Here is a 26,037-nt window from a genome sequence, read left to right as displayed (position 1 = left end):
GCGAGGAGACCGCGTGAGCAGTCCACGTACCGTCCGCGCCGCGCGCGGCACCACCCTGTCCGCGAAGGGGTGGCAGCAGGAGGCCGCCCTGCGCATGTTCCACAACAACCTCGACCCCGAGGTCGCCGAACGCCCCGAGGAGCTGGTGGTCTACGGCGGCACGGGCAGGGCGGCGCGCGACTGGCGCAGCTTCGACCGCATCACCGCCTCCCTGCGCGACCTGGAGGGCGACGAGACCCTGCTCGTGCAGTCCGGCCGCCCGGTCGGGATCATGCGCACCCACGAGTGGGCGCCCCGCGTGCTCATCGCCAACAGCAACCTGGTGGGGGACTGGGCGAACTGGCCCGAGTTCCGCCGCCTGGAGGCCCAGGGCCTGACCATGTACGGGCAGATGACCGCCGGTTCGTGGATCTACATCGGCACCCAGGGCATCCTCCAGGGCACCTACGAGACCTTCGCCGCCGTGGCCGCCAAACGGTTCGGCGGGACCCTGGCCGGAACCATCACCCTCACCGCCGGACTCGGCGGCATGGGCGGCGCCCAGCCGCTGGCCGTGACCATGAACGACGGCGTCGCGATCGTGGTCGAGTGCGACCCCAGCCGCATCGAACGCCGCATCGAGCACCGCTATCTGGACGTGCGCGCCGACAGCCTCGACCACGCCCTGGAACTGGCCGTGCGGGCGCGCGACGAGCGCCGCCCGCTGTCGGTCGGAGTGCTCGGCAACGCCGCCGAGGTCCTGCCCGAGCTGTTCTCGCGCGGCGCGCCGATCGACGTGGTCACCGACCAGACCTCCGCCCACGACCCCCTCGCCTACCTGCCCGCCGGGGTGGCCTTCGAGGACTGGAGGGACCTGGCCGCCGCCGGGCCCGAGGAGTTCACCGACCGGGCCCGCGAGTCCATGGCCGCGCACGTGGAGGCCATGGTGGGCTTCCAGGACGCGGGCGCCGAGGTCTTCGACTACGGCAACTCCATCCGCGACGAGGCCCGCAGCGGCGGCTTCGCCCGCGCCTTCGACTTCCCCGGGTTCGTCCCCGCCTACATCCGGCCCCTGTTCTGCGAGGGGAAGGGGCCGTTCCGGTGGGCGGCGCTGTCGGGCGACCCCGCCGACATCGCCCGCACCGACCGGGCCGTCCTGGACCTGTTCCCCGACAACGAGCACCTGGCCCGGTGGATCCGCATGGCGGGGGAGCGGGTCGCCTTCCAGGGGCTGCCCGCCCGCATCTGCTGGCTCGGCCAGGGCGAGCGGGCCGCCGCCGGGGCGCGCTTCAACGAACTGGTGGCCTCCGGCGAGGTCCGCGCGCCGCTGGCCATCGGCCGCGACCACCTGGACACCGGCTCGGTGGCCTCCCCCTACCGCGAGACCGAGGGGATGCTGGACGGCTCCGACGCCATCGCGGACTGGCCGCTGCTCAACGCCCTGGTCAACACCTCCTCCGGCGCCTCGTGGGTGTCCATCCACCACGGCGGGGGAGTGGGGATGGGCCGCTCGCTGCACGCCGGGCAGGTCAGCGTCGCCGACGGCACCGACCTGGCCGCCGCCAAGCTGGAGCGGGTGCTCACCAACGACCCCGCCATGGGCGTCATCCGCCACGTGGACGCCGGGTACGAGGAGGCCGGGCGCGTCGCGCGCGAGCACGGCATCCGCGTCCCGATGCGCGAGGAGGACTGAACCGCGCCGGGGACGCCCTTCCGAGGGCGCCCCGGCGGGCTCCGGCCGCGCGCACGACCATCCGTTTCGACGTGGGGAAACACCCTGTGAGCGACCATCCCACCGCCCCCGACCCCGGGGCCTTCGACCGCCTGTGGGCCGACCTGGTACCCGTGGGCCGCGACCCGCGCAGCGGCGGCTACCGCCGCCACGCCTGGAACGGCGCCGACGCCGACGCCCGCGCCTGGTTCACCGAGGCCGCCGCCGCCCGGAACCTGGACGTGCGCACCGACCGCAACGGCAACCTGTGGGCCTGGTGGGGAGCACCCGGTCCGGGCGCGGTGGCCACCGGCTCCCACCTGGACTCGGTCCCCGACGGCGGGGCCTTCGACGGGCCCCTCGGGGTGGCCAGCGCCCTGGCCGCCGTGGACGAGCTGCGGCGGCGCGGACTGACCCCGGCCCGGCCGCTGGCCGTCACGGTGTTCGCCGAGGAGGAGGGCGGCCGGTTCGGCGTCCCCTGCCTGGGCAGCCGCCTGACGGCCGGGGAGATCTCCCCCGAGCGGGCGCGCGGCCTCACCGACGCCTCCGGAACGACCTGGGCCCAAGCCATGGAGGCCGCCGGGCACGACCCCGACGCGATCGGCGCCGACCCCGGGGCGCTGGCGGACCTGGACGTGTTCGTGGAACTGCACGTGGAGCAGGGCCGAGCCCTGGAGGAGACCGCCCACCCGGTGGGCGCGGCCAGCGCGATCTGGCCGCACGGGCGCTGGCGGATGGACTTCACCGGCCGCGCCGACCACGCGGGCACCACCCGCCTGGACGACCGCAGCGACCCCATGCTGCCGTTCGCGCACACGATCCTGGCGGCCCGCGCGCTGGCCGAGGAGCACGGCGCCCGCGCCACCGTGGCCAGGGCCCTGGTCAACCCCAACGGCACGAACGCGATCCCGTCCCTGGTCAGCGCCTGGCTGGACGCGCGCGCCGCCGACGAGGCCGCGCTCGGCGCGGTCGTGGCCGGGGTGCGCGAGGCCGCCGAGCGGGCCTCGCGCGAGCACGGCGTGGACTGCGCGACGGCCAACGAGTCCCTGACCCCGCTCGTGTCGTTCGCGCACGGCCTGCGCGACCGCCTGGCCGCCGTGGTCGCCGACCGCGCCCCCGACCCCCGGGTGCCGGTGCTGCCGACCGGGGCCGGACACGACGCCGGGGTGCTCGCCGCGCACGTGCCCACCGCGATGCTGTACGTGCGCAACCCGACCGGGGTGTCGCACTCCCCCGAGGAGTGGGCCCGCCCCGAGGACTGCCACGCCGGGGTGCTCGCCCTGGCCGACGTGCTCCAGGACCTGCTCGCCCGCCCCGTCCGGGAGGGGGACCGATGACGACCGGCGCGGACTCCGGGACCGGCCCCGCCGCCTCCGCCCCCGGCGGGAGCGCCGGTCCCGCGGCCCCCGGGACCGCCTCCGGGCGTTCCCGGGGGCCGCGCGACCACCGCCTGTGGTGCGAGTGGGCGTGGACCGGCGCCGAGGACGGTACGCCCGAGCGCGGCGTGCTCGTGGAGGTGGCCGACGGCCGGATCACGGCGGTGACGGCCGGAACGCGGCGCCCCGGGGACGCACGGACCCTCACCGGCCTCACCCTGCCCGGGCTCGCCAACGCCCACTCGCACGCCTTCCACCGGGCGCTGCGGGGACGCACCCACGCCGGCGGCGGATCCTTCTGGACCTGGCGCGAGACCATGTACCGCGTGGCGGAGCGGCTGGACCCCGACACCTACCGCCGCCTCGCCCGGGCGGTCTACGCCGAGATGGCCCTGGCCGGGATCACCTGCGTGGGCGAGTTCCACTACCTGCACCACGCCCCCGGCGGAGTCCGCTACGCCGACCCCAACGCCATGGGCCACGCCCTGGCGGCCGCGGCGGCCGACGCGGGGATCCGGATCACCCTGCTGGACGTGTGCTACCTGTCCGGCGGGCTGGACGCCCACGGCGTCCACCAGCCGCTGGCCGGCCCCCAGTCGCGCTTCGGCGACGGGGACGCGGCCGCCTGGGCCGGGCGCGCCGCCGCGTTCCGTCCCGGGGGCGGGCACGTGCGCACGGGAGCGGCCGCCCATTCGGTGCGCGCGGTCCCCGCCGCGCAGCTGCCCGAGGTGGCCGCGTTCGCCGCCGGGCGCGACGCCGTGCTGCACGCGCACGTCTCCGAGCAGCCCGCCGAGAACGCCGCCTGCCTGGCCGCGTACGGCCGCACCCCCACGGCCGTGCTCGCCGACGCGGGCGCGCTCACCCCGCGCACCAGCCTGGTGCACGCCACCCACCTGAGCGACGCCGACGTGGCGGCCGTCCGCGCGGCGGGGTCCACGGTGTGCCTGTGCCCCACGACCGAGCGCGACCTGGCCGACGGCCTGCCGCGCACCGGCGACCTGCTGCCCGCCCCGCTCAGCCTGGGCACCGACCAGCACGCCCTGACCGACATGTTCGAGGAGGCCAGGGCGGTCGAACTCCACGAGCGCCTGCGCACCCACCGGCGCGGCACCCTGGGCGCCGGGGAGCTGCTGCGCGCCGCCACCGCGCACGGGCACGCCAGCCTCGGTTGGACCCGCGTGCCGGGGGCGGCCCTCCCCGGGGCGTCCGAGGGACCGGCGCACGTCGGAGCAGGACCCCAGGAACCCCCGCGCGAGGCGCCCGACGCCGGTGTCCTGGCACCCGGGGCGCGGGCCGACCTGGTCAACGTCCCCCTGGACGGAACCCGCCTGGCCGGGGCCGACCCCGCCCGGGCCGCCGACGCCGTCGTCTTCGCAGCCACCGCCGCCGACGTGCGGCACGTGATGGCCGACGGGCACTGGATCGTCCGCGACGGCGTCCACACCCTGGTTCCCGACACCGCGCGCGAACTCGACACCGTCATCAAGGAGGTCCTCACGTGAGCGACGTGCCCCGCAGCATCGTCATCGACGACATCGCCACCCTGGTCACCAACGACCCCTCCCGGGGTCGGGGCGCGGTGGGCGAGGTCCAGGACGCGGCGCTGGTCGTCGAGGAGGGCCGGGTGGCCTGGTCGGGCCCGCGCGCCCAGGCGCCCGCCGCCGACGCGCGGATCGACGCCGCCGGGCGCTGCGTCATCCCCGGGTTCGTCGACAGCCACTCCCACGTCGTCTTCGCGGGCGACCGCAGCCGTGAGTTCGCCGCCCGGATGAGCGGACAGCCCTACTCGGCGGGCGGCATCCGCACCACCGTGGCCGCCACCCGCGAGGCCTCCGACGCCGAGCTGCTCGCGGGGGCCCGGCGCCTGCTCCGCGAGGCCCGCGCCCAGGGCACCACCACCCTGGAGGTCAAGTCCGGGTACGGTCTCACCGTCGCCGACGAGGAACGCTGCCTGGCCGTGGCCGCCCGCGTCACCGACGAGGTCACCTTCCTGGGCGCGCACGTGGTCGCCCCCGAGTACGCCGACGACCCCCAGGGCTACGTCGACCTGGTCACGGGGCCCATGCTGGAGGCCTGCGCGCCGCACGCCCGGTGGATCGACGTCTTCTGCGAGCGCGGCGCCTTCGACGAGGACGCCTCCCGACGGGTCCTGACCGCCGGGATGGAACGCGGACTGCTGCCCCGCGTGCACGGCAACCAGTTGGGCCCGGGGCCGGGCGTGCGCCTGGCGGTCGAACTGGGCGCCGCCTCGGTCGACCACTGCACCCACCTGGAACCCGCGGACGTGGACGCCCTGGCCCAGGCGGCCGCGCGCCCCGAGCCCACGGTCGCCACCCTGCTGCCCGGGGTGGACTTCTCCACCCGCCAGCCCTACCCGGACGCCCGCGCGCTCATCGACGCCGGGGCCCTGGTCGCCCTGGCCAGCGACTGCAACCCGGGCTCCTGCTTCACCTCCAGCCTGGCCTTCTGCGTCGCGGTCGCCGTCCGCGACATGGGCATGACCCCCGACGAGGCGGTGTGGGCGGCCACCGCGGGAGGGGCGCGGGCGCTGCGCCGCAGCGACGTCGGCCACCTGGCCCCAGGCGCGCGCGCCGACCTGCTCCTGCTGGACGCGCCCAACCACCTCTACCTCGCCTACCGGCCCGGGGTCCCCCAGGTCGCGGCGGTCTGGAAGGACGGGGAACTGGTCTCGGGGCGCCCCTGAGAACGGAGGGCGCGGTGTGACGAGCGGGTCATCCAATGTCCTCATGAACTCAACGAACGGCTAATCTCCCCGAAACCCGCGGCACCCAACCTGGATGCACGTCGGTGCGTGTCCGCCGCCGCGGTACAGCGTCGTTCCGCGGCGGTGGGGCACCGGCCCACGCTCCCTCCGAGGAGGTCCGCGGTGAACCCGGGGCGTGCCGGGACGGCGGCCCGGAGCGGCGCGACCCGCGCGGCTCACGGGCCGGGACCGGGCACGCGGCTCCCGCCCGGGGCCGCACACAGAACGCGGGGGCCGACGATCACTGGGGGGTGTCGTCGGCCCCCGCTCGCGGTTGACGCGATGAGGCCGTTCCCTGGGGCGCGGGTCCGCGCCCGGGGGCGCTGGCTAGTTCGACTCGTCGTCCGCGGAGTCGTCGGAGCCCTCGGCGGGCGCGGAGGAGGAGGACGCGGCCTTCTTGGTGACGCGGCGCTTCTTCACCGGACGCGAGTAGTCGACGAGGGGCTCCAGACGGGCCTCGTGCTCCTTGAAGCAGTCGGCGCACGCGTCGACCTCGCGGACGACACCCTCCCAGGCGAACTGGATGACCTCAGTCGCCTCGACCTTCTCCTCGCTGACGGCGTGGGGGTCGCAGTACTTGAGCGTGAAGACCTCGGTGACCACGGCGGGGATTTCCCTTCGGTATCGCGTGAACAGAGCGGACCCATTAATCATACACCTGTACGAAAGCGCAAACCGGCTGCACGCCGGATGTGCCGTCACGGGTTCGGGGTCGCCCCGAAGCCTAGCGAAGATTCGGGGGCGCGTGCGCCCGTGTCCGGCGGGCGTGCCGGGGGTGACCAGGGGGTCCGCGCGGGTGCGGCGTCCGCGGGCGGGGCGCCCGCGGACGCGCGTCCCGCCGTGCGGGCGGCGGGGCGGCGGCCGCGGCGGGGCGGACGTTATGGAACCGCGTGTTTGTCTTCCGGTTTTTTGTCCGTTTCTCGAAACGCGTGCGCGCCATTGCCGAACACCGATTTGTGCGTTTGGCGAACACGGCGCCGGGCGCATCGCTAGGGTATTGCCCCATCCGGGGGAAAGCGCCGTGTTCGGCCGTTCCCTCCGGGCGGACCCGTGGCGGCGCCCGCGCCGCGCACACGGGGAACGGCGGACGCCGTGGGGGAGCGGCGTCCGGAGAGAGGGAGCAGGGGGAGGGCCGTGGTCGAGTACATGGAGGGTGCCCACAGAGGGCGTGTCGGCGTGCGGGGGCAGGCGCCGCGACCGGGGGGAACCGTGTCCGCGGCGGAGCGGCGGCGCGCGCGGGCCGAACGCACGCGCGCCTGCGAGCGGGTGTCGGTCGATCCGCGTTTCGTGAAACTCCGAAGGCGGTCCGCGCTCCAGACAGGGCTGCTGGTATCGGCATTCCTGCTCGGTTACCTGTCCTATCTTCTGCTCTCCGCCTACGCGCGTGATTTCATGGGCAGGCCGCTCACGGATTCGGTGAACGTGGCACTGGTCATGGGAATCGGACAGTTCCTGTGGGTGTTCGCGCTCGCCTGGGCGTTCGGGCGTTTCTCCGAGCGCTCCCTGGACCCCCCCGCGCGGGAGATCCGCGAGGAGGCCCGCGGCGGGGAGGCCGCCGACGGGACGGCGGCGGACCGATGAGCGCCGCCGCGGCGGCCGCGGGCGGTGCCGTCACGGGGGACGGCGCCGCCGCGGAGGCCGCCGGAGTGGCAGCCGTCACCGAAACGCCCGCCGCCGAAGCACCGTCCGCGTCCACCGTCCCGTCCGCGACCGCCGACCACCTGGACGCCCTGGGCGGCGCGCTGGGGAGCGAGTTCGGCGTCGCGCACGCGTGGACGGTGGGCCTGTGCGCCCTGTTCGTCCTGGTCACCCTCGCCGTCACCGTCCGCGCCCGGCGCACCACCCGGGGCGCGGTCGACTTCTACGCGGGCGGGCGCGGCTTCTCCAGCACCCAGAACGGGCTCGCACTGACCGGCGACTACCTGTCCGCGGCCTCCTTCCTGGGCATCGCCGGGATGATCTCCCTCCAGGGCTACGACGGCTTCCTGTACTCCATCGGCTTCCTGGTGGCCTGGCTGCTGGTGCTGCCGATGGCCCAGCTGGTGCGCAACACCGGCCGCTTCACCATGGCCGACCTGCCGGCCTTCCGCATGGGCCGGATGCGGGTGCGCCTGGCCTGCACCGTCTCCACCGTCACCGTGTGCGTGTTCTACCTGGTCGCGCAGATGGTCGGCGCCGGAGCCCTGGTCGCGGTCCTGCTGGGCCTGCACGACGGCGGGACCTTCCTGGGGATGGGCGCCGAGCAGGCCCGCACGGGCGTGATCGTGCTCGTGGGCGTGCTCATGATCGTCTACGTCATGTACGGCGGCATGAAGGCGGCCACCTGGCTCCAGATCATCAAGGCGGTCGCGCTGCTGGCCGCCACCGGACTGCTCACCGCCCTGGTGCTGGCCCTGTTCGCCTTCGACCCGCGCGCCCTGCTCGGCGGGGCCGCCGAGGCCAGCGGGCACGGTCAGGCCTTCCTGGAACCGGGGCTGCGCTTCGGGGTGGAGGTCCCCGGCGACCCCGCCCAGACCCTGTTCAACAAGCTCGACCTCATCAGCCTCGGGCTGGCCCTGGTCCTGGGCACGGTCGCGCTGCCGCACATCCTCATCCGCTTCTACACCGTGCCCGACGGCCGGGCGGCGCGCTCTTCGGTCAACCGCACGATCGTCATGGTCGGGGCCTTCTACCTCATGACGCTGGCCCTGGGCTTCGGCGCCGCGGCGCTGGTCGGCTCCGAGCGCATCGCGGCCGCGGACCCCTCGGGCAACACCGCGGTGCCGATGCTCGCAGAGGAGGTGGGGCGGCTGACCGCCGGTCCCGCGGGCGCGGCCGTGCTGCTCGCGCTGGTCTCGGCGGTCGCGCTGGCCACCATCCTCGCCGTCGTCGCCAGCCTCACCCTGGCCTCGTCCTCCTCGATCGCGCACGACCTGTTCGGCCACGTCCTCATGTGGGGCAGGCCCCGGGAGTCGCAGGAGGTGGGTGTGGCGCGTCTCTCCGCCTGCGTGATCGGCGCCGTGGCCGTCGTGCTGGCCGTGCGGGTCCAGGACATGAACGCGGCCTTCCTCGTGGGGCTGGCCTTCGCCGTCGCGGCCGCGGCCAACCTGCCGGTCATCGTGCTCACCATGTTCTGGCGCCGCTTCAACACCAGGGGTGTGGAGTGGGGCGTCTACGGCGGCCTGTCCGCCACCCTGCTGCTCATGCTGCTGTCGCCGGTGATGTCGGGCAGGACCGACCCCGTCACGGGGGAGAACCTGTCGGTGCTGCCCGCCTGGATCGACGTCCAGCTCTTCCCGATGGAGAACCCGGCGCTGCTGGCGGTGCCGTTCGGCTTCGCGTGCGCGGTCCTGGGCAGCCTGCTCTCGCCGGAGCGCGACACCGCGCGCTTCACCGAGCTGCGGGTGCGCTCCCTGACCGGGTGGGGCGCCGAGCGGGACTGACCAGCGGGCTTCGGGGCGCAGGGTTTCCGGAGACGGGCGGGGGAGGCCGGGAGCGGCGGGGCCGCGGCGGGAGCGCCCGGAGGAGGGCGGGGGAGTCAGTCCCTGGCGGGCGCCTCGGCCATGGCCCGGGCCACCTCGTGCAGCAGCTCCGGGATCCGGGGCGCGTTGCGGGCGACGCGGTCCCAGGCGCGGGCGGTCTGGTCCAGGCGCTCCCGCGTGGTCGGCTCCCCGCCTCCCTGACGGGCCGTGCGCCTGTCCTCCCTGCGGAAGGAGGCGGTGACCGCCCAGAAGGCCGCCGCCACCACCGGGCGGAACACGCCCCGGCCGCGCACGTCGAGCACGGCCTCCACCGCCCAGCGGCCGTCGGCGCGGACCGAAGGGGACAGCCAGGCGCTGATCCGGGCCAGGGAGTGCGTGGCCCGCACCCGCACGGGAGGGGTGTCCCGGCCCCGCGCGACGGCCTCGTACCAGGCGCCCGTGTCCACCTCCAGGGTGCCCTCGGCCGACCGCAGCCAGGCACCGCGCCCGGGCAGCCGCACCCGCGCGTTCCAGGTGAGCAGTCCGGCGGCGGCGTCGTGGGTGACGGTCCCCCACGTCACGGGGTCCTCCTGCGTGCCGACGGTGTCGGGCATGGCGAACTCGGCCGAGGTGGTGCCCGCCTCGTCCCAGGAGGTGAGGGTCACGCCCGTGCCGCTCCAGCCCTTCTCCTCGTCGTCGGCGGGATCGACGGGGACGCCCTCGGGGACAGCTCGGCGATGAGGTAGTGGCTGCGGGGTTCGAGGTGGCGCCCCCGCTGCAACTGGAGGGAGGGCTCGCTGGCCGCCACCGCCAGCTCGTCGGCCTCGGCCGACGTGTCGGCGCCGCCCCCGCGCAGTTCCTCGGCGGCGCGGCGCTGCTCCTCCCGCAACCGCTCGGCCTCCTCACCGTCGAGCAGGCCGAGTTCGTCGGCCCGCCGGTCCAGACGGGCCCGGGTCGGCGCGTCGGGGGTCAGCAGCCAGCCCCGTCCGTCGAAACGGCAGCTGCGCGCGACCTCGTGCAGGGCGGCGACGATGCGCTCGACCACCTCCCTGTCCACTGCGGTGATGTCGAAGGTGTGGCTCAGGCGCGGCACGGCGTCTCCGGGGTCGTGGTGCGGTTCACGTCTGCGCGGCGGCCAGGGAGCCGCGCCTACGCGTGCCAGCGTACGCACCCGCGGCCCCCGCCGGGGTCCACGGGAGGGGTCGGAACCCGCGGGGACGCCGCGTTCGCGAGGCCGGGTGCGGACGGCCCCGCCGTCGGCCGCGTCGGGGAGGGTTGTCCACAGCCGGTGTCGAACACTTGTGCGCACCGTCGCCGTCTCGGCACAATGGTGGGCATGACCAGGTACGTCGCGCTGCTGCGCGGAATCAACCTCGGCGCGCACCGCCGCGTCGCCATGGCCGACCTGCGCTCCCTGCTCGCCGGGCTCGGCTACGGCGACGTGGCCACCCACCTCCGGAGCGGCAACGCGGTGTTCAGCGCCGAGGGGACGCGGCCCGAGGCCGTGGCCCGGCGGGTCCGGGAGGCCGTCGACGCCGAACTCGGGCTCGACGTGCCGACCGTGGTGCGCACCGCCGGGCAGCTGCGCGCCGCGGTGGAGGCCAATCCCCTTTCCGTCCCCGACCCCGCCGGGTTCCTCGTCCTGTTCTGCTCCGGCGCCGTGGACGCCGCGGGTCTGGCCGCGCTCGACCCGTCCGCCCACCCGCGCGAGCGCATGGCGGTGGTGGGCGACCAGGTCTACACCCGCCACGAGCTGGGTCTCAGACACGCCAGACTCCCCGACCTGGTGGCCCGGCACGTCGACGGGACCGTGACGGGCCGCAACTGGCGCACCGTGCTGCGCCTGCTGGAGATGGCCGAGGGCTGATCCGGGAACCCGCGGCCGTGCGCGCCCGAGGGCCCGGCGCACGCGGCGCCCGCCCGCGGGGACCGCGCACGCGGCCGGTGACCGGAAGCGTGCGCCCACGGGCGGCCCCGGCACGGAGGGCGGTGCCCGAGGGAACGCGAGGCCGTGGACAGGGCCCGGCACTGTCCGAGAGGAGTCCTCGGCGGCGTGCGCCCGCCGCCGCGACCGAGTGAAGGGGTGGTGCCCGTGCCGATGCGGTGGACCGTGATCCTGCGAGATCTGGCGGACACGGCGCGGCCGATCCGGCCCGAGGACTGCCACGGACTGCTCAACCGCTGGTGGCCCCAGTCCCCGGAGGAGCACGCGGCCGCCAAACGGTGGGCCATGAACGGGTGGCCCTCGCCCCTGGGCGACCGCCTGCACCACTGGACGCTCACCTGGCTGGACGACGACACCCCGCCCCCGCTCGCACCGGAGGAGCTGGTCGGCGACCCCCAGCGGATCGGCGACCACCTGCTGGTGCCCCTCTCGGTCACCCGCACCTTCGACCGCACCTACACCCAGATGCTCACCGAGCCGCGCGGCCCGTCCGCGGTGCGCTCGGCCTCGGTGCGCAGCCGGACCCCCATCGTCATGACCACCCGCGACGCCGCCGGTGAGCGCATTCCGCACATCTGGCCCACCCCGCGTCGCCTCTTCGGCGCCGTGCACCGTTCGGGCGGCGGGATCGTCGGCGGAAGCGGGGCAGTGGGCGCGGTGGCCCGGTTCGCGCCGTCCGACCTGGCCGAGCCCTGGCTGGAGCTGGTGTTCGGCGGGCTGGCCCGGGTGCGCCGCGAGCCCCTGCCCGGCGAGGAGGTGCGGCTGGCCGAGCACCAGCACGCCGACAACCGCACCGTGCTCGGCTGGCACGGCGGGCTGCGGCTGGACCTGGCCGGGGGCGAGCGCCGCCACGCCGACGCCTTCGCCACCCTCCTGGAACTGCTGGAGCTGGCCGGAGCGGGCAAGTACACCGCCCAGGGCTTCGGCTCCGTGCAGGTGGACACGGTGACCAGCGGCCAGCCGTCCGCCCGGGTGCCCGCCCAGCGCCCCCGGCGGACCCCGCACCGGGTGCCCCGGCGCGCCCCGCAGCGCGTGGGTGAGACCCGGGCGCACGCCGTCGCCGAGGAGGAGTTCGGGGGCGCCCTGTTCGACTGACCCCGCCGACCGGGACCGGTGGCCGCACCGGTGCCCGGCCCGGCCGTCGGCTCCCGCCCCGTGGACGGGGGCGGGAGCCGACGGCGTGCGCTCACGGTGAGGGGGCGCGCTCCCGCCCGGCCCGGTCCGCGCCCCGGTCGCGCAGGGCGCGGGCCAGGCCGCGCAGGTGCGGCACGAGGTCGTGGGGGGTGAGCGGAGCGCCGTTCGCGGCGGCGGGGACGGACGTGTCGCGCCCTGGCGGCGCGATCGTCTCGGACGTGTGCGGGGCCATCGGGGAACCTTCCGTACCGGGGCGGTGTGCGTGCACCCAGCTCTCTCGGACAGCGCCGCGCGCCCGTGCGGCGGGCCCGGGGGGAGGAGGCCGCCCGAGCCCCGGCCGGACGGCGCCGCGCCCCGGGAACGGGCGCGTCGTGCCGGGGCGGGGCTCGGCCCCGCGGACCCGGACTGGTATCGCTTGGTACCGGTGCGTCGTGCGGCACCGTCCGAGAGAGGTCAGCAGGCGCCGCACGGCGGCGCCGCGTTCCCGCACGTCCCGCCGATGGAGGAGCCCGACACGGTGACCTTCGCCCCCGAGCAGCACCGGCCCCCCGGTGCCCCGACGCGACCGGGGGCGACACCGTCCAGCGGTGTGGTGGTCGGTGTCGACCTGCGCGGCATCCAGGCCTACGTGTACAGCGGCCGGCGCATCCTGGACGCGGTGGGGCGCGCCGCCCTCGTCGCGGAGCTGACCGACACCTCCGACGCCGAGCACGGGATCGCCGACCTCGTGCCGCCGGACTGCGTGGTGCTGCGCGACGCCGGAGGGGCGTTCACCGCGGTCTTCCCCGACGCGGCCTCGGCGCGCGGGTTCACCGCCCGCTACACCCGCAGGCTGCGCGACCGCGCCGCGGACCTGACCCCCGTGGTGGCGCACGTGGCCTACGGTCCCGAGGCCGGACACGGGGCCGGGGCCGGGGGCCCGGGCGGCGCCGCCCCGGAGCACACGGGCACGCCCGGGGCCCCGGGGACCGACCGCGCGCCGGGGACCGACACGACGGCGGCCGCCGGGGTGGACGAGGCGCTGGCCCTGCTCCCGGCGCGGCTGCGCGAGGCGCGACGGCACATGTCGGCCCTGCACACCCCCGCCCACGGGTACGGGATCACCGCCGTGTGCTCGGTCAGCGGGGGCCCCGCCGAGTCGGTGGACAGCAGCCGCGCCCAGGACGACCACCCCGACGTGCACGAGAGGGTGGCCGCCGACGTCGCCCGGGCCCGGGGGATCGGCCGCCGCTGGCACCGCGCCCACAGCCGCGACTGGCTGTCCGGTGCCGTCACCGCCGCCGGAGCCCCCGCCCTGACCCTGCCGATGGAGGTGGACCGCCTGGGCCGCGACCACGGCGGCCTCAGCCGCGTCGCGGTCGTCCACATCGACGTCAACGGCCTGGGCGCCCTCCTGGGCGAGTACCGCGAACGCGCGGGGGACCCGGCCGTGCCGGGTTCGGGCGCCTTCGCCCAGCGCCGCCTGTCCACCCGCATCGCCGGACTCACCGAGGGGCTGGCCCGCGTCCTCGTGCGCGCGGTGGCGGCCACCGTCCACGCCGGACCCGGCCAGCGGCCCCTCATCCCCGGAACCGGCGCCGCCGCGCCGATCACCCTGCACCACGAGCCGCCCGGCCCCGTGTCCCTGCCGGTCCGCCCCGTCGTGGTCGCCGGAGACGACCTGACCGTGCTGTGCGACGCCCGGATCGCCCTCAGCCTGGTGCGCTACGCCCTCGACTGGCTGGACGCCGACCCCGAGCGCGTCGGCGACGACCGCGACCCCCGGGTGGGGCTGCACCGCGCGCTCGCCGAGGCCCACGGCGACCGCCCCGGCGGCGGGCGCACCGTCGTCGCGCCGGACGGCGCGGCGCACACCACGTTCGTGCCCACGGTGGGGGTGGGCGTGGCCGTGCAGCCGGTGGGCTCCCCGTTGTCACTGGGCTACGACCTGTGCGAGGCGATGTGCCGCCGCGCCAAGGAGCACCGCATCCAGACCGCCGGGGCCGACCCCGGAGCGGGCGACGAGCACGCCGTGGCCTGGACGACGCGCCTCGACGGCGTCGGACGGGTGCTGCGCCGCCTGGACCGGGCCCGCCGGGCGCCCGTACCGCGGACCGCCCTGCCCCTGACCGGAACCGGCTTCGCCCGCTTCCTGGACCGGTACCTGTCCGCGACCGCGCCGGGCAGCCTGCTCGCCGACGGGGACACCCGCCAGCGGGGCTGGCTGGTCTCCGCGCTGGTTCCCCTGCTGGAGTCGGGCGCCGACCCGGAGCCCGAACTCGCCCGCCGCGCCCACGCGACGGGCGGGCCCGTCGACCTGCCCCGAGGCTGGACGCCCGGCGGCCTGCTCGACGCGGTCGAGGTGCTGGACCTGCACCTGGACCCCGGGCTGGCGGCGGCCCTCGACCCCCACCGCCCCCAGCGGCGGGCGGGCAGCGGCGGTCCGCGTACCGGGGCGGCCCGTCCGCGGGGCGCGTTCCGGTGAGCCGCCCGGACCGCGTCACCGTGCACCTGGCCTCCCCCGCGCTGTTCGTCGGCGCCAGCGCGGACGGCACGGGCGCCGACACCGACGTGGTCACCGACGAGCACGGCCTGCCCTACCTGCCCCGCCACCGCCTCGCCGCGCGGCTGCGCGCCGGGGCGGTCAGCGCCCTGGCGGTGGCGCCCGGCCTGGCCGGGGCCTGCGACGAGGTCTTCGGCCGGGGGGGTTCGCACGGCGCGGACCGGATGCTGCGGGTGGGACACGCCGTCCTGGGCGACGGGGTGCGCGCCGCGGTCGCCCGCGCGCTCACCGGCCGGGCCGAACCGCTGCGCTCCACCCTGCGCCGCGCGGTCACCGACGCCTACACGACCCTGGAGTCGGGCATCGCGGTGGGTCCGGACGGCGCGCCCGAGCCGGGCCGCCTGCGCACGCACCGGACGCTCCTGCCGGGCCTGACCCTCACCGCCGCGCTGACCTGGGCCTCCCCGCCGGGGGAGGAGCACTGGCGGTTGCTGGCCCGCGCCTGCCTGGCCACCACCCGTATCGGGTCCAGGGGCACGCGCGGCCGGGGCCGGGTGGACGTGCGCCTGGCCGGGGCCGGGGGGAGCGACCCGCACGAGGTGACCCTGAGCCTGGCCGCGCCCGTGAACGGCGGCCGGGAACGGGAAGGTACACCCCCATGAGACTCCGTTCCCCCCGGCACGGCGCTCACGGAGGCGGGCACGTGAGCGGGTTCGCGGTGAGCGGCTACCTTCCGCTGCGCTACGTCCTGACCGACACCCTCGCCGTGCGCACCTCCTTCGACCCTCTGCGCGTGGACACCGAGCACTCCGTCAGCGGCCGCGCCCAGCGCGGCATGCTCGCCGCCGCGCTGCGCCGCGCCGGACGCGACCGCGAACTCCACGACTGGGTGGCCCGCGGCGAACAGGTCCGCTTCGCCCCCGCCCACCCCCTTCTGGAGGCCGGGGCCGCCCACCCCGCCCCCGCCCACCTGTACACGCCGGGCAAGGACGGCGACACCACCGTCGACGCCTTCGGCCCCACCGACCCGGCCACGCCCTACCGCGCGGTCCGCGACCCCCTCACCCCGGACCGCTCCCTGCGCGCCGCCGTGCGCACCACCACCGAGCAGTACCTCGGCCGCCCCCGCACCGGTGACGCGCCCCGGGGCGTGCCCTTCCTCACCACCAGCGTCGACCCCGGCCAGGTCTTCGAGGCCCGCTGGCAGCTGCGCGCCCGCGACCACGCCGCCCTGCGGGAACTCGCCGAACGCCTCACCGCCTTCCTGGCCCAGGCCGACGGCACCCTCACCCTCGGCTCCGGGGGCACCCGTGCCCACGGCGGCGTCCGCGTGGCCCCCGCCGACCCCGACCGCCTCCTGTCGCCCGACCGCGTCGAACCCTCGGGCCCCCGCTCCTGGGCCGCCGGGACCCCCTTCGACCTGCTCCTGCTCTCCCCGGCGCTGCTGGTGGGAGACGACGGCGAGTACCGCCCGGCGCACCTGGTGCCCGCCGTGCTCGACCTCCTGGCCCGACGCCTGCCCGGCGCCCGGGCACGCGTCCTCGCCAGCCACGCCGAGGCCGGGCTCGTCGGCGCCTACCACCGCGGCTACCACGGCCCCATGGCCCAGCGCTGGGCCGCCCGCCCCGGCGCGGTGGTCCGCCTGGTCCTGGACCGCGACCTGGACACCGGGCGGGTCCGCGACCTGGAGGCGCACCCCCTGGGCGAACGGGTCGTGGACGGCCACGGCCAGTTCACCCTGCTCTGCCCGCCCCCTCCCGGCCCCGAACCCCTCGCCCCGACGGCCGCCCCCCTCGCGGGCCGCCCGCCGGGTACCGTCGCCCTCCCCGACGGCCGCGCCGTCCCCGCCGCGGCGCCCCCGCCGGGGGAGGAGGACGACCAGCTGCGCGCCCTGTACGACGCGCTCCTGTGGAACGCCGCCGTCCAGCCCGTCCGCGACCACGCCCGCGCCCTGGTCCGCGGCTCCGCCCGCTGGCTCGCCCCGCTCACCCCCGGCCTGCTGGGGCGCCTGCGCGAGGTCGCCGCCCACCCCCACTCCACCCCCGAGGACGCCCTGGCCGCCCTCGGACGCACCGTCCGCGGCCACACGGGCACCCCCAAGGTCCCGCACGACCGGGCCGTGCGCACCCTGGACCGGGCCCGTCTGGCCCGCCCGGGCCACGACCGCCCCGTCAGCGTCCGGTCCTGGCTGGCGGACCTGTCCGGCGGAGCCGAGGCCTGGTGGCGGGACAACCGGCCCCACCCCGTGCACAGCCCCGCCTACGCCCGTGCCGTCGCCGCCGTGGACCTCTCCCTGCCCGACGGCCTGCCCCCCGAGGACCAGGGCATGTCCGCCCGCGCCCGCGACTGGGAGCGCCGTGCCGCCGCACGCCTCGCCCTGGTCCTGGTCTCCTCCTGGCTGGCCGAGGCCGCCCGCCTGCCGCGCGCCGAGCAGGACGGGGGACGCCCCGGCGGGGGAGGCCCCGGGTGAGCGGCGAGCCAGCCCCGCCCGGGCTGCTGTGGGAGGTCACCCTGCGGTTGTGCCTGCTCTCCGACACCCACGTCGGGGCGGCCCGGGCCAGGCCCCGCCACGCCGCCGGAAGCGACGCGGACCTGCACGTGGACCGCGACCCGGTCACCGGCGCGCCCCGCCTGCGCGCCACCACCCTGGCCGGGCTGCTGCGCCACGAACTCGCCGCACGCACGGGCGACCCCGAGGACGTCCGCGCCCTGATGGGCTCGGTGGAGTCCGAGGCCGCGCCGGGCGGGGAGGGGGCCGCCGCGAGCGCGTTGGACGTGGACGACGCCCGCGCCGAACTCCCCGAGGACACCGCGGTCGCGGTTCGCACCGGCATCCGGGTCGACCCGGCCGCGGGCACCGTCCAGCCGGGCCGCACGTGGCGGTGGGAGATCCTGCCCGCGGGCACCGTGTTCACCGTCCACCTGCGCCTGCACGTGCCCGCACCGGCCGACGAGGCCCGCCTGCTCACCCTGCTGCTCCTGGCCTGCGGCGGACTCTCCGGACCCGGCGAGTCCGGTCCCGGCGTCCGCGTGGGCGGGCGCACCGGCCGCGGCTACGGCGCCGTCCGCGCCACCCACTGGTCGGCGCGCCGCCACGACCTCACCGACGAGCGCGGCTGGTTCGCCTACCACGCGCGCTCCTGGGCCCGGCGCTGGGAGGAGGGCGCCGACGCGCTCGCCGACGCCCCCGCCGACCTGGCCACCGCCCTGACCGGGGCCCTGCGCGCCTGCGGGCGCGGGGCCACCGCCGCCCACGCGCTCGCCCGCGCCCACCGGCCCGACCGCCGCCACCGCGCCGAACTCCACCTGACCCTGGCCGTCGCCGAGCAGCCCGACCCCACCGCCCCGCCGCCGCGCGACCCCAGGCCCGGCCTGCTCATGGTCGGCGACGCCCCCGCCCCCGAACGCCTGGGCGAGGCGGACCGGGCGCACCGCCACCGCCCCGCCGTCACCGACCCGGACAAGGCGGCCGTCCACCCCGCCCCGGTCCTGGGCGACACCGCGCTGTTCGCCCTGTTCAAGAGGATCGGCGGCCGACTGGTCCGGGACGCGGCCGAACACCTGGGCGCCGGACCGGACCGGTGGCGCGACTGGCACGACCACTGGTGGGGCGCCGACACCGACCGGCGCGGCCTCCCGCGCCCCGCCCGGATCCGGCTGCGCACCGTCCCCGTGCTCACCGGCGGAGCGCCGCTGACCGCCACCCGGCTGACCGTGGACTCCCTCTTCGGCGACGCCGTGGACGGCCGCCTGTTCACCACCGACCTGCACTGCGGCGGCAGCGCTGAGGCGGTCCTGGACGTGCGCGGGCCCGACGACGCCGTCCGCGGCCTGCTCGCCCTCCTCGTGCGGGAGCTGGCCACGGTACCCTTCGACGCCCTCGGCGCGGGCGCCGGAACCGGGAACGGGCGCCTGACCGCCACCCGCGCCCTCCTGTCCACCCGCCCCCCGGGCGGAGGGCCACCGGACACGGTGGACCTGCTCACCGCCCTGTTCGCACCCGACAGCGCCGACGCGGCCACCGCCCGCGGCTGGCTGGCCGCCCTGCACGCCGCGCTCGCCCCCGCGCCCACCACGAAGGAGCCCAGGTGAACCACGAGCCCCCGCGCCCGCACGGCCTGGCCGTGCGCCGCCTGACCGCCGCGCAGGTCGACGGAGTCCTCGACGACGTCCTCGTCCACGGTGTCCGCTGCCGCCTGCTCGACACCGGAGTCCCGGGCGTGCCCGGCGCACCGGACCGGCCGCAGTGGCTGCTCGCCGAACTCGGCGACGGCCGCGTCACCGGCGCCTGCCCGGGACCGCGGTGGCGCCGCTCGGACCAGCCGCCCACCGCCCACCTGTCGGCCCCGCCCCCGGGGCCGGCCGACCGCTGGCGGGTCCTGGAGGTCCTGGTGTTCGGCCCGCACGCGCAGATCCGGCTCGGGGAGGGCGCCGAGGCCGGGTGGATCAGCGCGGACGCCCCCGGCGACCTCCCCGAGGAGCTGCGCCCGCGCGAGCGCTCCCTCCTCCTCCAGGGCTGGAACGGACCCTCCTCCAGCCGCACCCTGGACGGGGAGGTGCCCCTGTCGGTGACGCGCGAGCCCTCCGGCACACAGGCGGTGCTCCCGGTGGCGTGGACCGACTTCTCCGGCCGCCTCCGGCCCGTGCCCGGAGCCGGAACCGCCCTGGAGAGCACGGGCACCTGGCTGACGGTGCGCGAGTACTGGGCGCAGGACCCCGCCACCGGCGCGGTGGGCGTGGCCTTCCACCGGCTCACCGGGATGCGCCCGGGGGTCAAGCCGACCGGGCCGGAGTTCGACGTGGGCACCGGCGACGAGATCCGGCGGGGGGAACAGCCGTGGTGAGCCCCGGCGAGTGCGGCGGCGCCCCGCACCCGCGGGCGGGACGGTTCCACGCCACCGCGCCCTACGGCCTGGTCCGGATCGCCGACACCCCCATGCCCGCCGCCGACCTGCACGGCGACCACCCCACCGACGACCTGCTGCGCAGCCACGACCGCACCGTGGCGGGCACCCACTCGGGGTGGATCGACCTGACCCTGACCACCCTCACCCCCACCTTCGTCGGCCAGACCCTCGAACGCGGGCGCGTGAACGCCTCCACCCGCTTCCCGCACGGCGACCGCCACCTGCCCGCCGTCCCCGGCTCGACCCTGCGCGGCCTGGTCCGCAACACCGTGCGCATGCTCACCAGCGGCGAGACCGGCCCGGTCAACACCCCGATGCTGTTCTTCCGCGCGCCCGTGCGCATCGATCCCGACAGCGCCGACAGCGCCCTGTCCACGCGCGCCCGCAGGGTCATGGCCCACCAGCACTCCCACTACCGCAGACGCCGGTCCGGGCTGCGCACCAAGCAGGGGTTCCTGTTCCACTCGCCGCCCGACGGGCGCTGGTACGTGGTCGAGGTCCCCGCCACCGCCCTGTCCGGCGAGCCAGGCCAGGCGCTCAAGGTGCCCTTCACGGTCCTGCGCGAGAGCCTGCGCACCTGGGACTTCGGTATCGACGACTTTCCCGACCCGCCCAGGAGCAACACCTACGTCCCCACCACCCACGAACAGCACGGGCACCTCCAGTACCGGTGGGTGCACGCCGTCCACCTGCCCGGGGAACGGCGCGTGGCCGCCGTCGCACCCACCGAGGAGGAGGCCCGCGCCTACCTGGACGCCCGCGCCGTCGGCGCCCGCGACCTGGGCAGGGGAGGGGTGGTGCGGGCCCTGGTGGTCCTGACCGGGGTCGCCGCGGGCGAGCGCCGCAACGCCTACCTCTTCCCCCGGCCCGCCGACCTGGGCGGACGCCTGCGCGTCCCGGACGCCATGGTGGAGCTGTTCGAGTCGGCCGAGCAGGTCACCGGCTACCAGCGCGCCGCCTTCCCCGACACCCTGGGCACGGGCGCGGCCGATCCCGTGCGCGAACCGGTCGCCGGGGCCAGCGGCGGAGGGCTGCCCCGTCGCGGGCTCGAACCGGTCTGGTTCGACCTCGACGCGACCGGGGAGGTGGTCTCCTTCGGCCGCTCCGGCGGCTACCGCATCGCCGTCAGCGACGACAATCCGGTCCGCCGGGCCCTGCCCGCGCCCGTGCTGGGCCCCCAGCACGGCGACCCGGGCAGGGCCGCCCTGGCGGGGCGCACGGTGGACGTGTGCCGGGCCCTGTTCGGCGACACCGACACCTTCGCGGGCGAGTCGGGGGCGTCCAAGGGCCGGGTGTCCTTCGGCAGCGCGCTGAGCACCGACCCCGACCCGGACTACCCCGACGGCGCGGCCCTGCGCGTGCAGCTGCTCTCGCCCCAGCGCGGCTGCTTCGCCAACTACCTGCTCCAGGGGCCCGACGCCGCCTCGGGGGACCGGCCCGACATCATCACGTGGTCGCACGAGGGCCTGGTGCGGCTGGGCGGGTACAAGGTGTACCTGCACCGGCACCGCGCCGCCCCGGGCGGACCGGTGCGCTACGACGCCCGCACCCAGGAGGAGCTGGGGCTGACGGTGCTGGCTCCGGGATCCCGGCCCGAACCGCCCCGCGACACCCAACGCGACGTCGTCCCCCTCCGCGACGGTCTCACCTTTCGCTCACGCATCACCTTCACCAACCTCACCGACGGCGAACTCGGTGCGCTGCTGCGCGCCCTGCTGCTGGACAACCCCGTGGACGGGGGTGACCCCGCCGACCCCGAGCACGCGCACAAGATCGGCATGGGCAAGTCGCTGGGCATGGGCAGCGTCCACCTGCGTCCGGAGCTGTACCTGGTGGACCGGCGCGCCCGCGCGCTGTCCCTGGACCCGGGCGCCGGGGTCGTGCGCGCCGGGCAGGAGCGGGTCCGGGGGTTCCTGGACGCCTTCGGCGCCGCCCTGGCGGCCAGGCGCCTGCCGGGCGAGCCCGCCCCCGGGCGCTGGCGGGAGGTGGACCAGGCGGTGGACGTGTGCCTGGCCAGCCGGTGGCGGGGCCGCCTGCCCTGGGAGGCGACCGCGGTGATGTCCCTGCGCGAGTTCGCCGAGTACCCGGTGCTGCCCCCGCTCACCCGGCGGTTCCGCGACGCCGGGTGAGCGCGCCTCCTCACGGGCGTCCGTCGACGGCCTCGGCCAGCGCCTCCAGCAGGTCCGCGCGCAGGTCGGGGTCCTCCTGGGCTCCCGTCCACAGCGCCGGGGCGGGCTCCCGCTCCAGCAGCGCGCACAGCAGGGCGTCGAGCGCGCCCTGGGGGTCGGCCTCGAAGTCCTCCCGTGCCTCCTGGGCCCGTCCCGTCAGCTCCCGGGCGGTGCGCTCCAGCCAGGCGCGCTCCGACGCGTCCAGCACCTCGCGCCGCCGCGAGGACTCCTCCTCGGGTTCGGGGGCGTCGGGGACGGGGGAGTAGGGCGCGCTGCGCGCCCGCCCCCGCGCCTGCTGCACCAGCCGGAAGTGGACGGGCATGTCCACCGCCATCCGGCCCAGCACGCCGGTGAGCCTGCGGGCGACGTCCTCGCCGCTCATGCCGGGCAGCAGGCCGCGCAGCAGCAGGCGGCGCCGCTGGTCGGGGGTGCGGCCCGCGTCCGCGTCGCGCCCGGAGGCCAGTTCGGCCAGCTTGCGCAGCAGGTAGTCGCCGGTGGCGGTGGAGACCATGGGCGGTTCCCCGACCGCGGTCAGGGCCCGTCCGCGCAGGTCGGCGACGGGTACGGCGCTGCCGTCCTCGGTGAAGGAGACCGCCTCGCCCGGGTGCACGTCCTCGGGCAGGTCGGCGGCGGGGTTGCCCCAGCCCGCGGTGAGCACCAGCATGGCCAGCGCCTCCTGGTCGACCACGTCCGCGGCGACCCGGGACACGTCGCGGCGCTGCGCCCAGCGCCGCGGGCGCTCGGAGAACGCGCAGCGCACCCGGCCGTCGGAGGAGGCCTGCGGGTAGACCCGGCGCAGGTTCTTGTAGGAGCGGTCCCGGCGCACGTCGTCCAGGGCGTCGCGCAGCCGGTGCGCGGCGGTGCGGTCGACGGCGGTGCCGTCGGGCACGGCGCGGCGCATGCGTACGGCGATGACGCCCTCGGGGTCGCCTCCGTGCACCGGGCACGGGCAGTGCTCGGCGCACAGGTCGACATAGTCGCCGAACTGTTCGGAGTGACCCGAGCAGCCCTGCGCGGTTCCGTCCGCGGAGCACGGCCCGCACCCCAGAACGCGCGTGAAGGCGCGCAGGAAGGCGGCGGAGCCGAACAGCTCCCAGGCGGAGCAGTGGTGCGTGCTCACGAACTCTTCTCCCCGGTGGTCCGGGGCCGGGACGCTTCCCCAGCCCTCCGGGAAAGCGCGTGAGAGAACGCGAGACCTCAGGTGACACCCCCGCGTCAACGGGAGGTCGCCTACCAAATTAGGCCCGCGGAGGGGGAAATGTCAATTGTTGGACCCCTGTACCAAGCAGGATGAATTTCTATAAACAAGTGCAAAATGGATATCAGTAACAACGGCCTCAGTGTTTACGGGTTTTCCGGTCCGGCGCGTTCTCCGGGGGCGTGCCCTGTGTCCGAGAGACTGCGGTGAGGGCGCGCCGCCGCCGGACCCGGCGGTCAGCCCGGCCGGCGGTGAAGCGAGAGGAACGGAGGTCGCCGGATGCTGGTGGTCAACCTGACGCCGCATGTGGTGACAGTCGTGGACGAGAGGTCGCGCGTCATCCGGCGCTGGCCCGGATCCACCCGACCGGCCCGGGTGGAGGCCGTCCGCGTCCCCGTGGGCCTGGAGGTCGCCGGGGTCCCGCTGGTGGCCGAGGAGCGCACCCGGGCCGACCTCCCCGAACCGCAGGAGGGCGTGTGGTTCATCGTCTCCTCCGTGGTCGTCTCCGCCCATCCCGAACGCCGTGACCTGCTGGTCCCCTCCGACCTCGTGCGCGACGGCAGCGGCGTGGTCACCGCCTGCCGGTCCTTCGTCGTCAGCGGCGCCCTGGTGCGGCTCGGCCTCCGCCCCCGGGACGCGGAGGCGGTCCCCTAGCGGTGGACGCCCGCGCTGGAGAAACGGGGTCCCACCGCATAGCGTGGTCCTTCGACGCCCCCTCCCGGAGAACAGGACGCCGTGGACAGCCCCCGTGCCGCCGTCGTGCTCGTCGGACAGAACCCCACCCCCGCGCTGCTGTCCTCGCTCACCCTGCGCGCCGACCACCTGGCCCTGGTCGCCAGCGACGGGACCCGGCCGCTGGCACGGCGCGTCGCCGCCGCCGTGGAGCGCCTGGCCTCCCCGGAGTCGGTGAGCGTGGTGAGCGTGGGGCCCGACCCGCACGACTTCGGCCCGGTCACCGACACCCTGGCCGCCCTGCACCGCGCCAACGGCGGCGAACCCTGGTACCTGGACTACACCGGCGGCACCAAGGTGATGAGCGTGGCCGCGGCCCTGCTGCACGAGCGGGTCCTGCCGCAGGACCGGCACCCCGGCTCCCGCCGCTGGCGCCACTACCTGGACGCGGTCCACGACCGGCTGCGCACCGCCGACGGCTCCCACCCGGGGCGCCCCCTGGTCAGCGACGGCGTCGACCTGCGCACCCTCGCCGGAATCCACGGCGCCCACTGGCTGGAGGACCGCGACCCCGAACCCGTGCGCCTCTTCGTCCAGGGCGGGCGCCAGGCCCTCCAGGCGCGCTTCCCCGACCTGCCCCCGGCCGTGCGGCGCGGCGTCGTCGCCGAGGGCCGCGTCCTGTCCCACCTGCTGCGCCACACGCGCCGCCGGTCCGACACCGAGGTCGTCGGGGCACGCCAGGTCGCCGACCCCCGCCACCCCGGGGGTTCGGTCGCCGACTTCGACGCCGTCCTGCGCCACCGCCACCGCGTGCTGTGCGTGGAGGCCAAGACCCGCCCCGAGGACGTCGTCGCCCGGGCCGGGTGGACGGTGGCCAAGGCCCGCCGGGTCTTCGGCACCGCGGTCCAGGTGCTGTTCGTCCACTCCGGGCCCGCGGTCCCCGGGCTGCGCGAACGCGTCACCGCCTACAACCCCGCGCTGGCCGCCCGCAGCGTGCACGTGTGGAGCCTGGAGGACCTGCTGTCCCGGCTGACGTCGTTCGAGGACATCCGCGGGGCGTTCTTCCCGGGCCTGGCCTCCCCCGACACGAACGGAGCCCCGGACCCCGGCCCCCGCCCCGCGCCGCCGGAGGCCCCCGGGCCCCCGCCGCCCGGGCGCCACCCCGGACCGAAGGACGGACCCGTCCTGGTCACCTCCCTGGGCGGCAGCCGCCTGGGCACCCTCACCGCGCTGCACGCCCACCGGCCCGCCCGCGCCCTGGTCCTGCCCTCCAGGCAGAGCGTGCGCGACCGGATGCGCGAGTCCGCCGCCCGGACCCTGTACGCCGTCGAGCACCCCGGCGCCCCCTCCGCCGACGCCGCCCTGCTCAGGGAGGCCGGGTACCGCGACCGGGTCCGCTTCACCCCCGACCCCGTGGACGGCTTCGACGCCGACGCGGTCGCCGCCGTCGCCCAGGGCTGGATCGTCCGCGAACAGGGGGCCGACCCGACGCCCCCGGTCGTCGCCGACATCACGACCGGCACCAAGGCGATGAGCCTGGGGCTGGCCCTGGCCGCCCGCCGCACGGGCGCCTGCGCCACCTACCAGCTGGCGCGCAGGCGGACCGTGGTCTGCCTCACCCACGGCGAACTGCCCCTGCGTGGCCGCGCCAGCGTCGACTGGCACCTGGTCCTGCCCGGGTACACGCCGCTGCCCGGCACCGGGGCGGGGGACGGGGACGCCTCCCTGACCGGCAACGCCTGCCGCGCGGCCCGCACCCAGGTGGACACCGTCCTGCTCGACGCCGCCCGCGCCGCCCTCGTGCGCGCGGCCAGCGGTCCGGTCCGGGTGTGGATGGACGCCTCCCTCACCGACCCCGAGGAGTGCCTGACCGCCCAGGAGCGGCCCAGCCTGGTGCTCACCTTCGACGACCGCGCGGTGGGCCTGACCGCGCCCGGCTGGCGGCGGCGCCGCGACCCCGGCGGGGAGGCGCGCGAGGTGGGCCGGGGGGCGTGGGCGCAGAGCGTGTTCGCCGCCACCGCCCACCTCGGCACCCGCTGCGACGTGGCGGGAACGGTGGTCGCCCTGACCCGGCCGGGAGGCGACGTCAGCCGCGCGGTCGAACTCGTGGACTGGATCGCCCACGCCGACCCGTCACCGCAGGGCGGGCCGGGGCGGATCGCGTTCGGCGACCCCCTGCGCCCCCTCGTGGCCATCGCCTCCCCCGGTGCCCTGCCCGCGCTGCTCGACACCGACGTCAGCCTGCTCTGACCCGCCGCCGA

General features: G+C 76.8%; 21 protein-coding genes. 16 read left to right on the top strand and 5 right to left on the bottom strand.

Annotation, left to right across the window (positions count from 1 at the left end; translation table 11 throughout):
- Positions 1-13 precede the first annotated feature (13 nt).
- From hutU to hutI, 4 genes are all read left to right on the top strand, one after another.
- Positions 14-1,672 (top strand): urocanate hydratase, encoded by a 1,659-nt coding sequence (hutU, locus tag EV372_RS01150; protein ID WP_130394414.1) that lies wholly within the window; start codon positions 14-16, stop codon positions 1,670-1,672.
- 86 nt (positions 1,673-1,758) lie between these two features.
- Positions 1,759-3,027: an allantoate amidohydrolase gene (locus tag EV372_RS01145; protein WP_130394412.1), complete on the top strand. Its 1,269-nt coding sequence runs from the start codon at positions 1,759-1,761 to the stop codon at positions 3,025-3,027.
- Positions 3,024-4,568 carry a formimidoylglutamate deiminase gene (locus EV372_RS01140; RefSeq protein WP_197044345.1) on the top strand — a complete coding sequence of 515 codons (1,545 nt, stop codon included), beginning with the start codon at positions 3,024-3,026 and terminating at the stop codon, positions 4,566-4,568. The genes EV372_RS01145 and EV372_RS01140 overlap by 4 nt, the downstream gene beginning before the upstream one ends.
- A complete protein-coding gene (gene hutI, locus EV372_RS01135; RefSeq protein ID WP_130394410.1) occupies positions 4,565-5,770 on the top strand; it encodes an imidazolonepropionase in 1,206 nt (401 codons plus the stop codon). The genes EV372_RS01140 and hutI overlap by 4 nt, the downstream gene beginning before the upstream one ends.
- A gap of 387 nt (positions 5,771-6,157) precedes the next feature.
- Here hutI and EV372_RS01130 read toward each other — a convergent pair whose 3' ends face one another.
- Positions 6,158-6,433 carry an Lsr2 family protein gene (locus tag EV372_RS01130; RefSeq protein ID WP_013154013.1) on the bottom strand — a complete coding sequence of 92 codons (276 nt, stop codon included), beginning with the start codon at positions 6,431-6,433 and terminating at the stop codon, positions 6,158-6,160.
- Between the two features lie 531 nt (positions 6,434-6,964).
- On the opposite strand from EV372_RS01130, the gene EV372_RS01125 reads away from it, so the two are divergent.
- Both EV372_RS01125 and EV372_RS01120 read left to right on the top strand, forming a co-directional pair.
- Positions 6,965-7,411 carry a DUF485 domain-containing protein gene (locus EV372_RS01125; RefSeq protein ID WP_130394408.1) on the top strand — a complete coding sequence of 149 codons (447 nt, stop codon included), beginning with the start codon at positions 6,965-6,967 and terminating at the stop codon, positions 7,409-7,411.
- Positions 7,408-9,252 carry a sodium/solute symporter gene (locus EV372_RS01120; RefSeq protein ID WP_486484081.1) on the top strand — a complete coding sequence of 615 codons (1,845 nt, stop codon included), beginning with the start codon at positions 7,408-7,410 and terminating at the stop codon, positions 9,250-9,252. The genes EV372_RS01125 and EV372_RS01120 overlap by 4 nt, the downstream gene beginning before the upstream one ends.
- A 95-nt stretch (positions 9,253-9,347) precedes the next feature.
- On the opposite strand, the gene EV372_RS29310 is transcribed toward EV372_RS01120, so the two are convergent.
- Positions 9,348-9,935, bottom strand: coding sequence for a hypothetical protein (locus tag EV372_RS29310; protein ID WP_486484397.1), 588 nt, complete (start codon positions 9,933-9,935; stop codon positions 9,348-9,350).
- Positions 9,932-10,363, bottom strand: a complete 432-nt coding sequence (locus EV372_RS29305) for a hypothetical protein (protein ID WP_486484396.1) — start codon at positions 10,361-10,363, stop codon at positions 9,932-9,934. The genes EV372_RS29310 and EV372_RS29305 overlap by 4 nt, the downstream gene beginning before the upstream one ends.
- A gap of 234 nt (positions 10,364-10,597) precedes the next feature.
- Between EV372_RS29305 and EV372_RS01110 the strand changes: the two genes are divergently transcribed.
- Both EV372_RS01110 and EV372_RS01105 read left to right on the top strand, forming a co-directional pair.
- Positions 10,598-11,137, top strand: coding sequence for a DUF1697 domain-containing protein (locus EV372_RS01110; protein ID WP_130394406.1), 540 nt, complete (start codon positions 10,598-10,600; stop codon positions 11,135-11,137).
- Positions 11,138-11,368: 231 nt separating this feature from the next.
- Positions 11,369-12,310, top strand: coding sequence for a CRISPR system precrRNA processing endoribonuclease RAMP protein Cas6 (locus EV372_RS01105; RefSeq protein ID WP_165436052.1), 942 nt, complete (start codon positions 11,369-11,371; stop codon positions 12,308-12,310).
- 91 nt (positions 12,311-12,401) lie between these two features.
- Here the strand turns inward: EV372_RS01105 and EV372_RS01100 are convergent, their stop codons facing one another.
- Positions 12,402-12,581, bottom strand: a complete 180-nt coding sequence (locus EV372_RS01100; RefSeq protein ID WP_130394402.1) for a hypothetical protein — start codon at positions 12,579-12,581, stop codon at positions 12,402-12,404.
- Between the two features lie 267 nt (positions 12,582-12,848).
- Between EV372_RS01100 and EV372_RS01095 the strand changes: the two genes are divergently transcribed.
- Genes EV372_RS01095 through EV372_RS01070 form a run of 6 tightly spaced genes read left to right on the top strand, consistent with a single transcriptional unit; the run spans position 12,849 to position 21,867 of the window.
- On the top strand, positions 12,849-14,813 hold the full coding sequence (locus EV372_RS01095) for a hypothetical protein (RefSeq protein ID WP_486484080.1): 1,965 nt from the start codon (positions 12,849-12,851) through the stop codon (positions 14,811-14,813).
- Positions 14,810-15,493, top strand: a complete 684-nt coding sequence (locus tag EV372_RS01090) for a hypothetical protein (protein ID WP_130394400.1) — start codon at positions 14,810-14,812, stop codon at positions 15,491-15,493. The genes EV372_RS01095 and EV372_RS01090 overlap by 4 nt, the downstream gene beginning before the upstream one ends.
- Before the next feature lie 41 nt (positions 15,494-15,534).
- A complete protein-coding gene (locus EV372_RS01085) occupies positions 15,535-17,301 on the top strand; it encodes a hypothetical protein (RefSeq protein WP_130398694.1) in 1,767 nt (588 codons plus the stop codon).
- Positions 17,298-18,923 (top strand): RAMP superfamily CRISPR-associated protein, encoded by a 1,626-nt coding sequence (locus tag EV372_RS01080; protein ID WP_130394398.1) that lies wholly within the window; start codon positions 17,298-17,300, stop codon positions 18,921-18,923. The genes EV372_RS01085 and EV372_RS01080 overlap by 4 nt, the downstream gene beginning before the upstream one ends.
- Positions 18,920-19,675 (top strand): hypothetical protein, encoded by a 756-nt coding sequence (locus tag EV372_RS01075; protein WP_130394396.1) that lies wholly within the window; start codon positions 18,920-18,922, stop codon positions 19,673-19,675. Before EV372_RS01080 ends, EV372_RS01075 begins: the two co-directional genes overlap by 4 nt.
- The gene (locus tag EV372_RS01070) at positions 19,669-21,867 is read left to right on the top strand and encodes a TIGR03986 family type III CRISPR-associated RAMP protein (protein ID WP_130394394.1); all 2,199 of its coding nucleotides are present in this window, start codon (positions 19,669-19,671) and stop codon (positions 21,865-21,867) included. The genes EV372_RS01075 and EV372_RS01070 overlap by 7 nt, the downstream gene beginning before the upstream one ends.
- 10 nt (positions 21,868-21,877) lie before the next feature.
- Here EV372_RS01070 and EV372_RS01065 read toward each other — a convergent pair whose 3' ends face one another.
- On the bottom strand, positions 21,878-23,026 hold the full coding sequence (locus EV372_RS01065) for a hypothetical protein (RefSeq protein WP_130394392.1): 1,149 nt from the start codon (positions 23,024-23,026) through the stop codon (positions 21,878-21,880).
- 357 nt (positions 23,027-23,383) lie between these two features.
- On the opposite strand from EV372_RS01065, the gene EV372_RS01060 reads away from it, so the two are divergent.
- Positions 23,384-23,758, top strand: coding sequence for a hypothetical protein (locus EV372_RS01060; RefSeq protein ID WP_019610529.1), 375 nt, complete (start codon positions 23,384-23,386; stop codon positions 23,756-23,758).
- An 81-nt stretch (positions 23,759-23,839) separates the two neighbouring features.
- A complete protein-coding gene (locus EV372_RS01055; RefSeq protein WP_130394390.1) occupies positions 23,840-26,026 on the top strand; it encodes a PDDEXK family nuclease in 2,187 nt (728 codons plus the stop codon).
- Positions 26,027-26,037: the final 11 nt, after the last annotated feature.

It is taken from the genome of Nocardiopsis sp. CNZ308 (assembly GCF_004217075.1).
The sequence above is the reverse complement of the archived record's forward strand: the minus strand, read 5'-3'. Positions and strand labels throughout refer to the sequence as shown.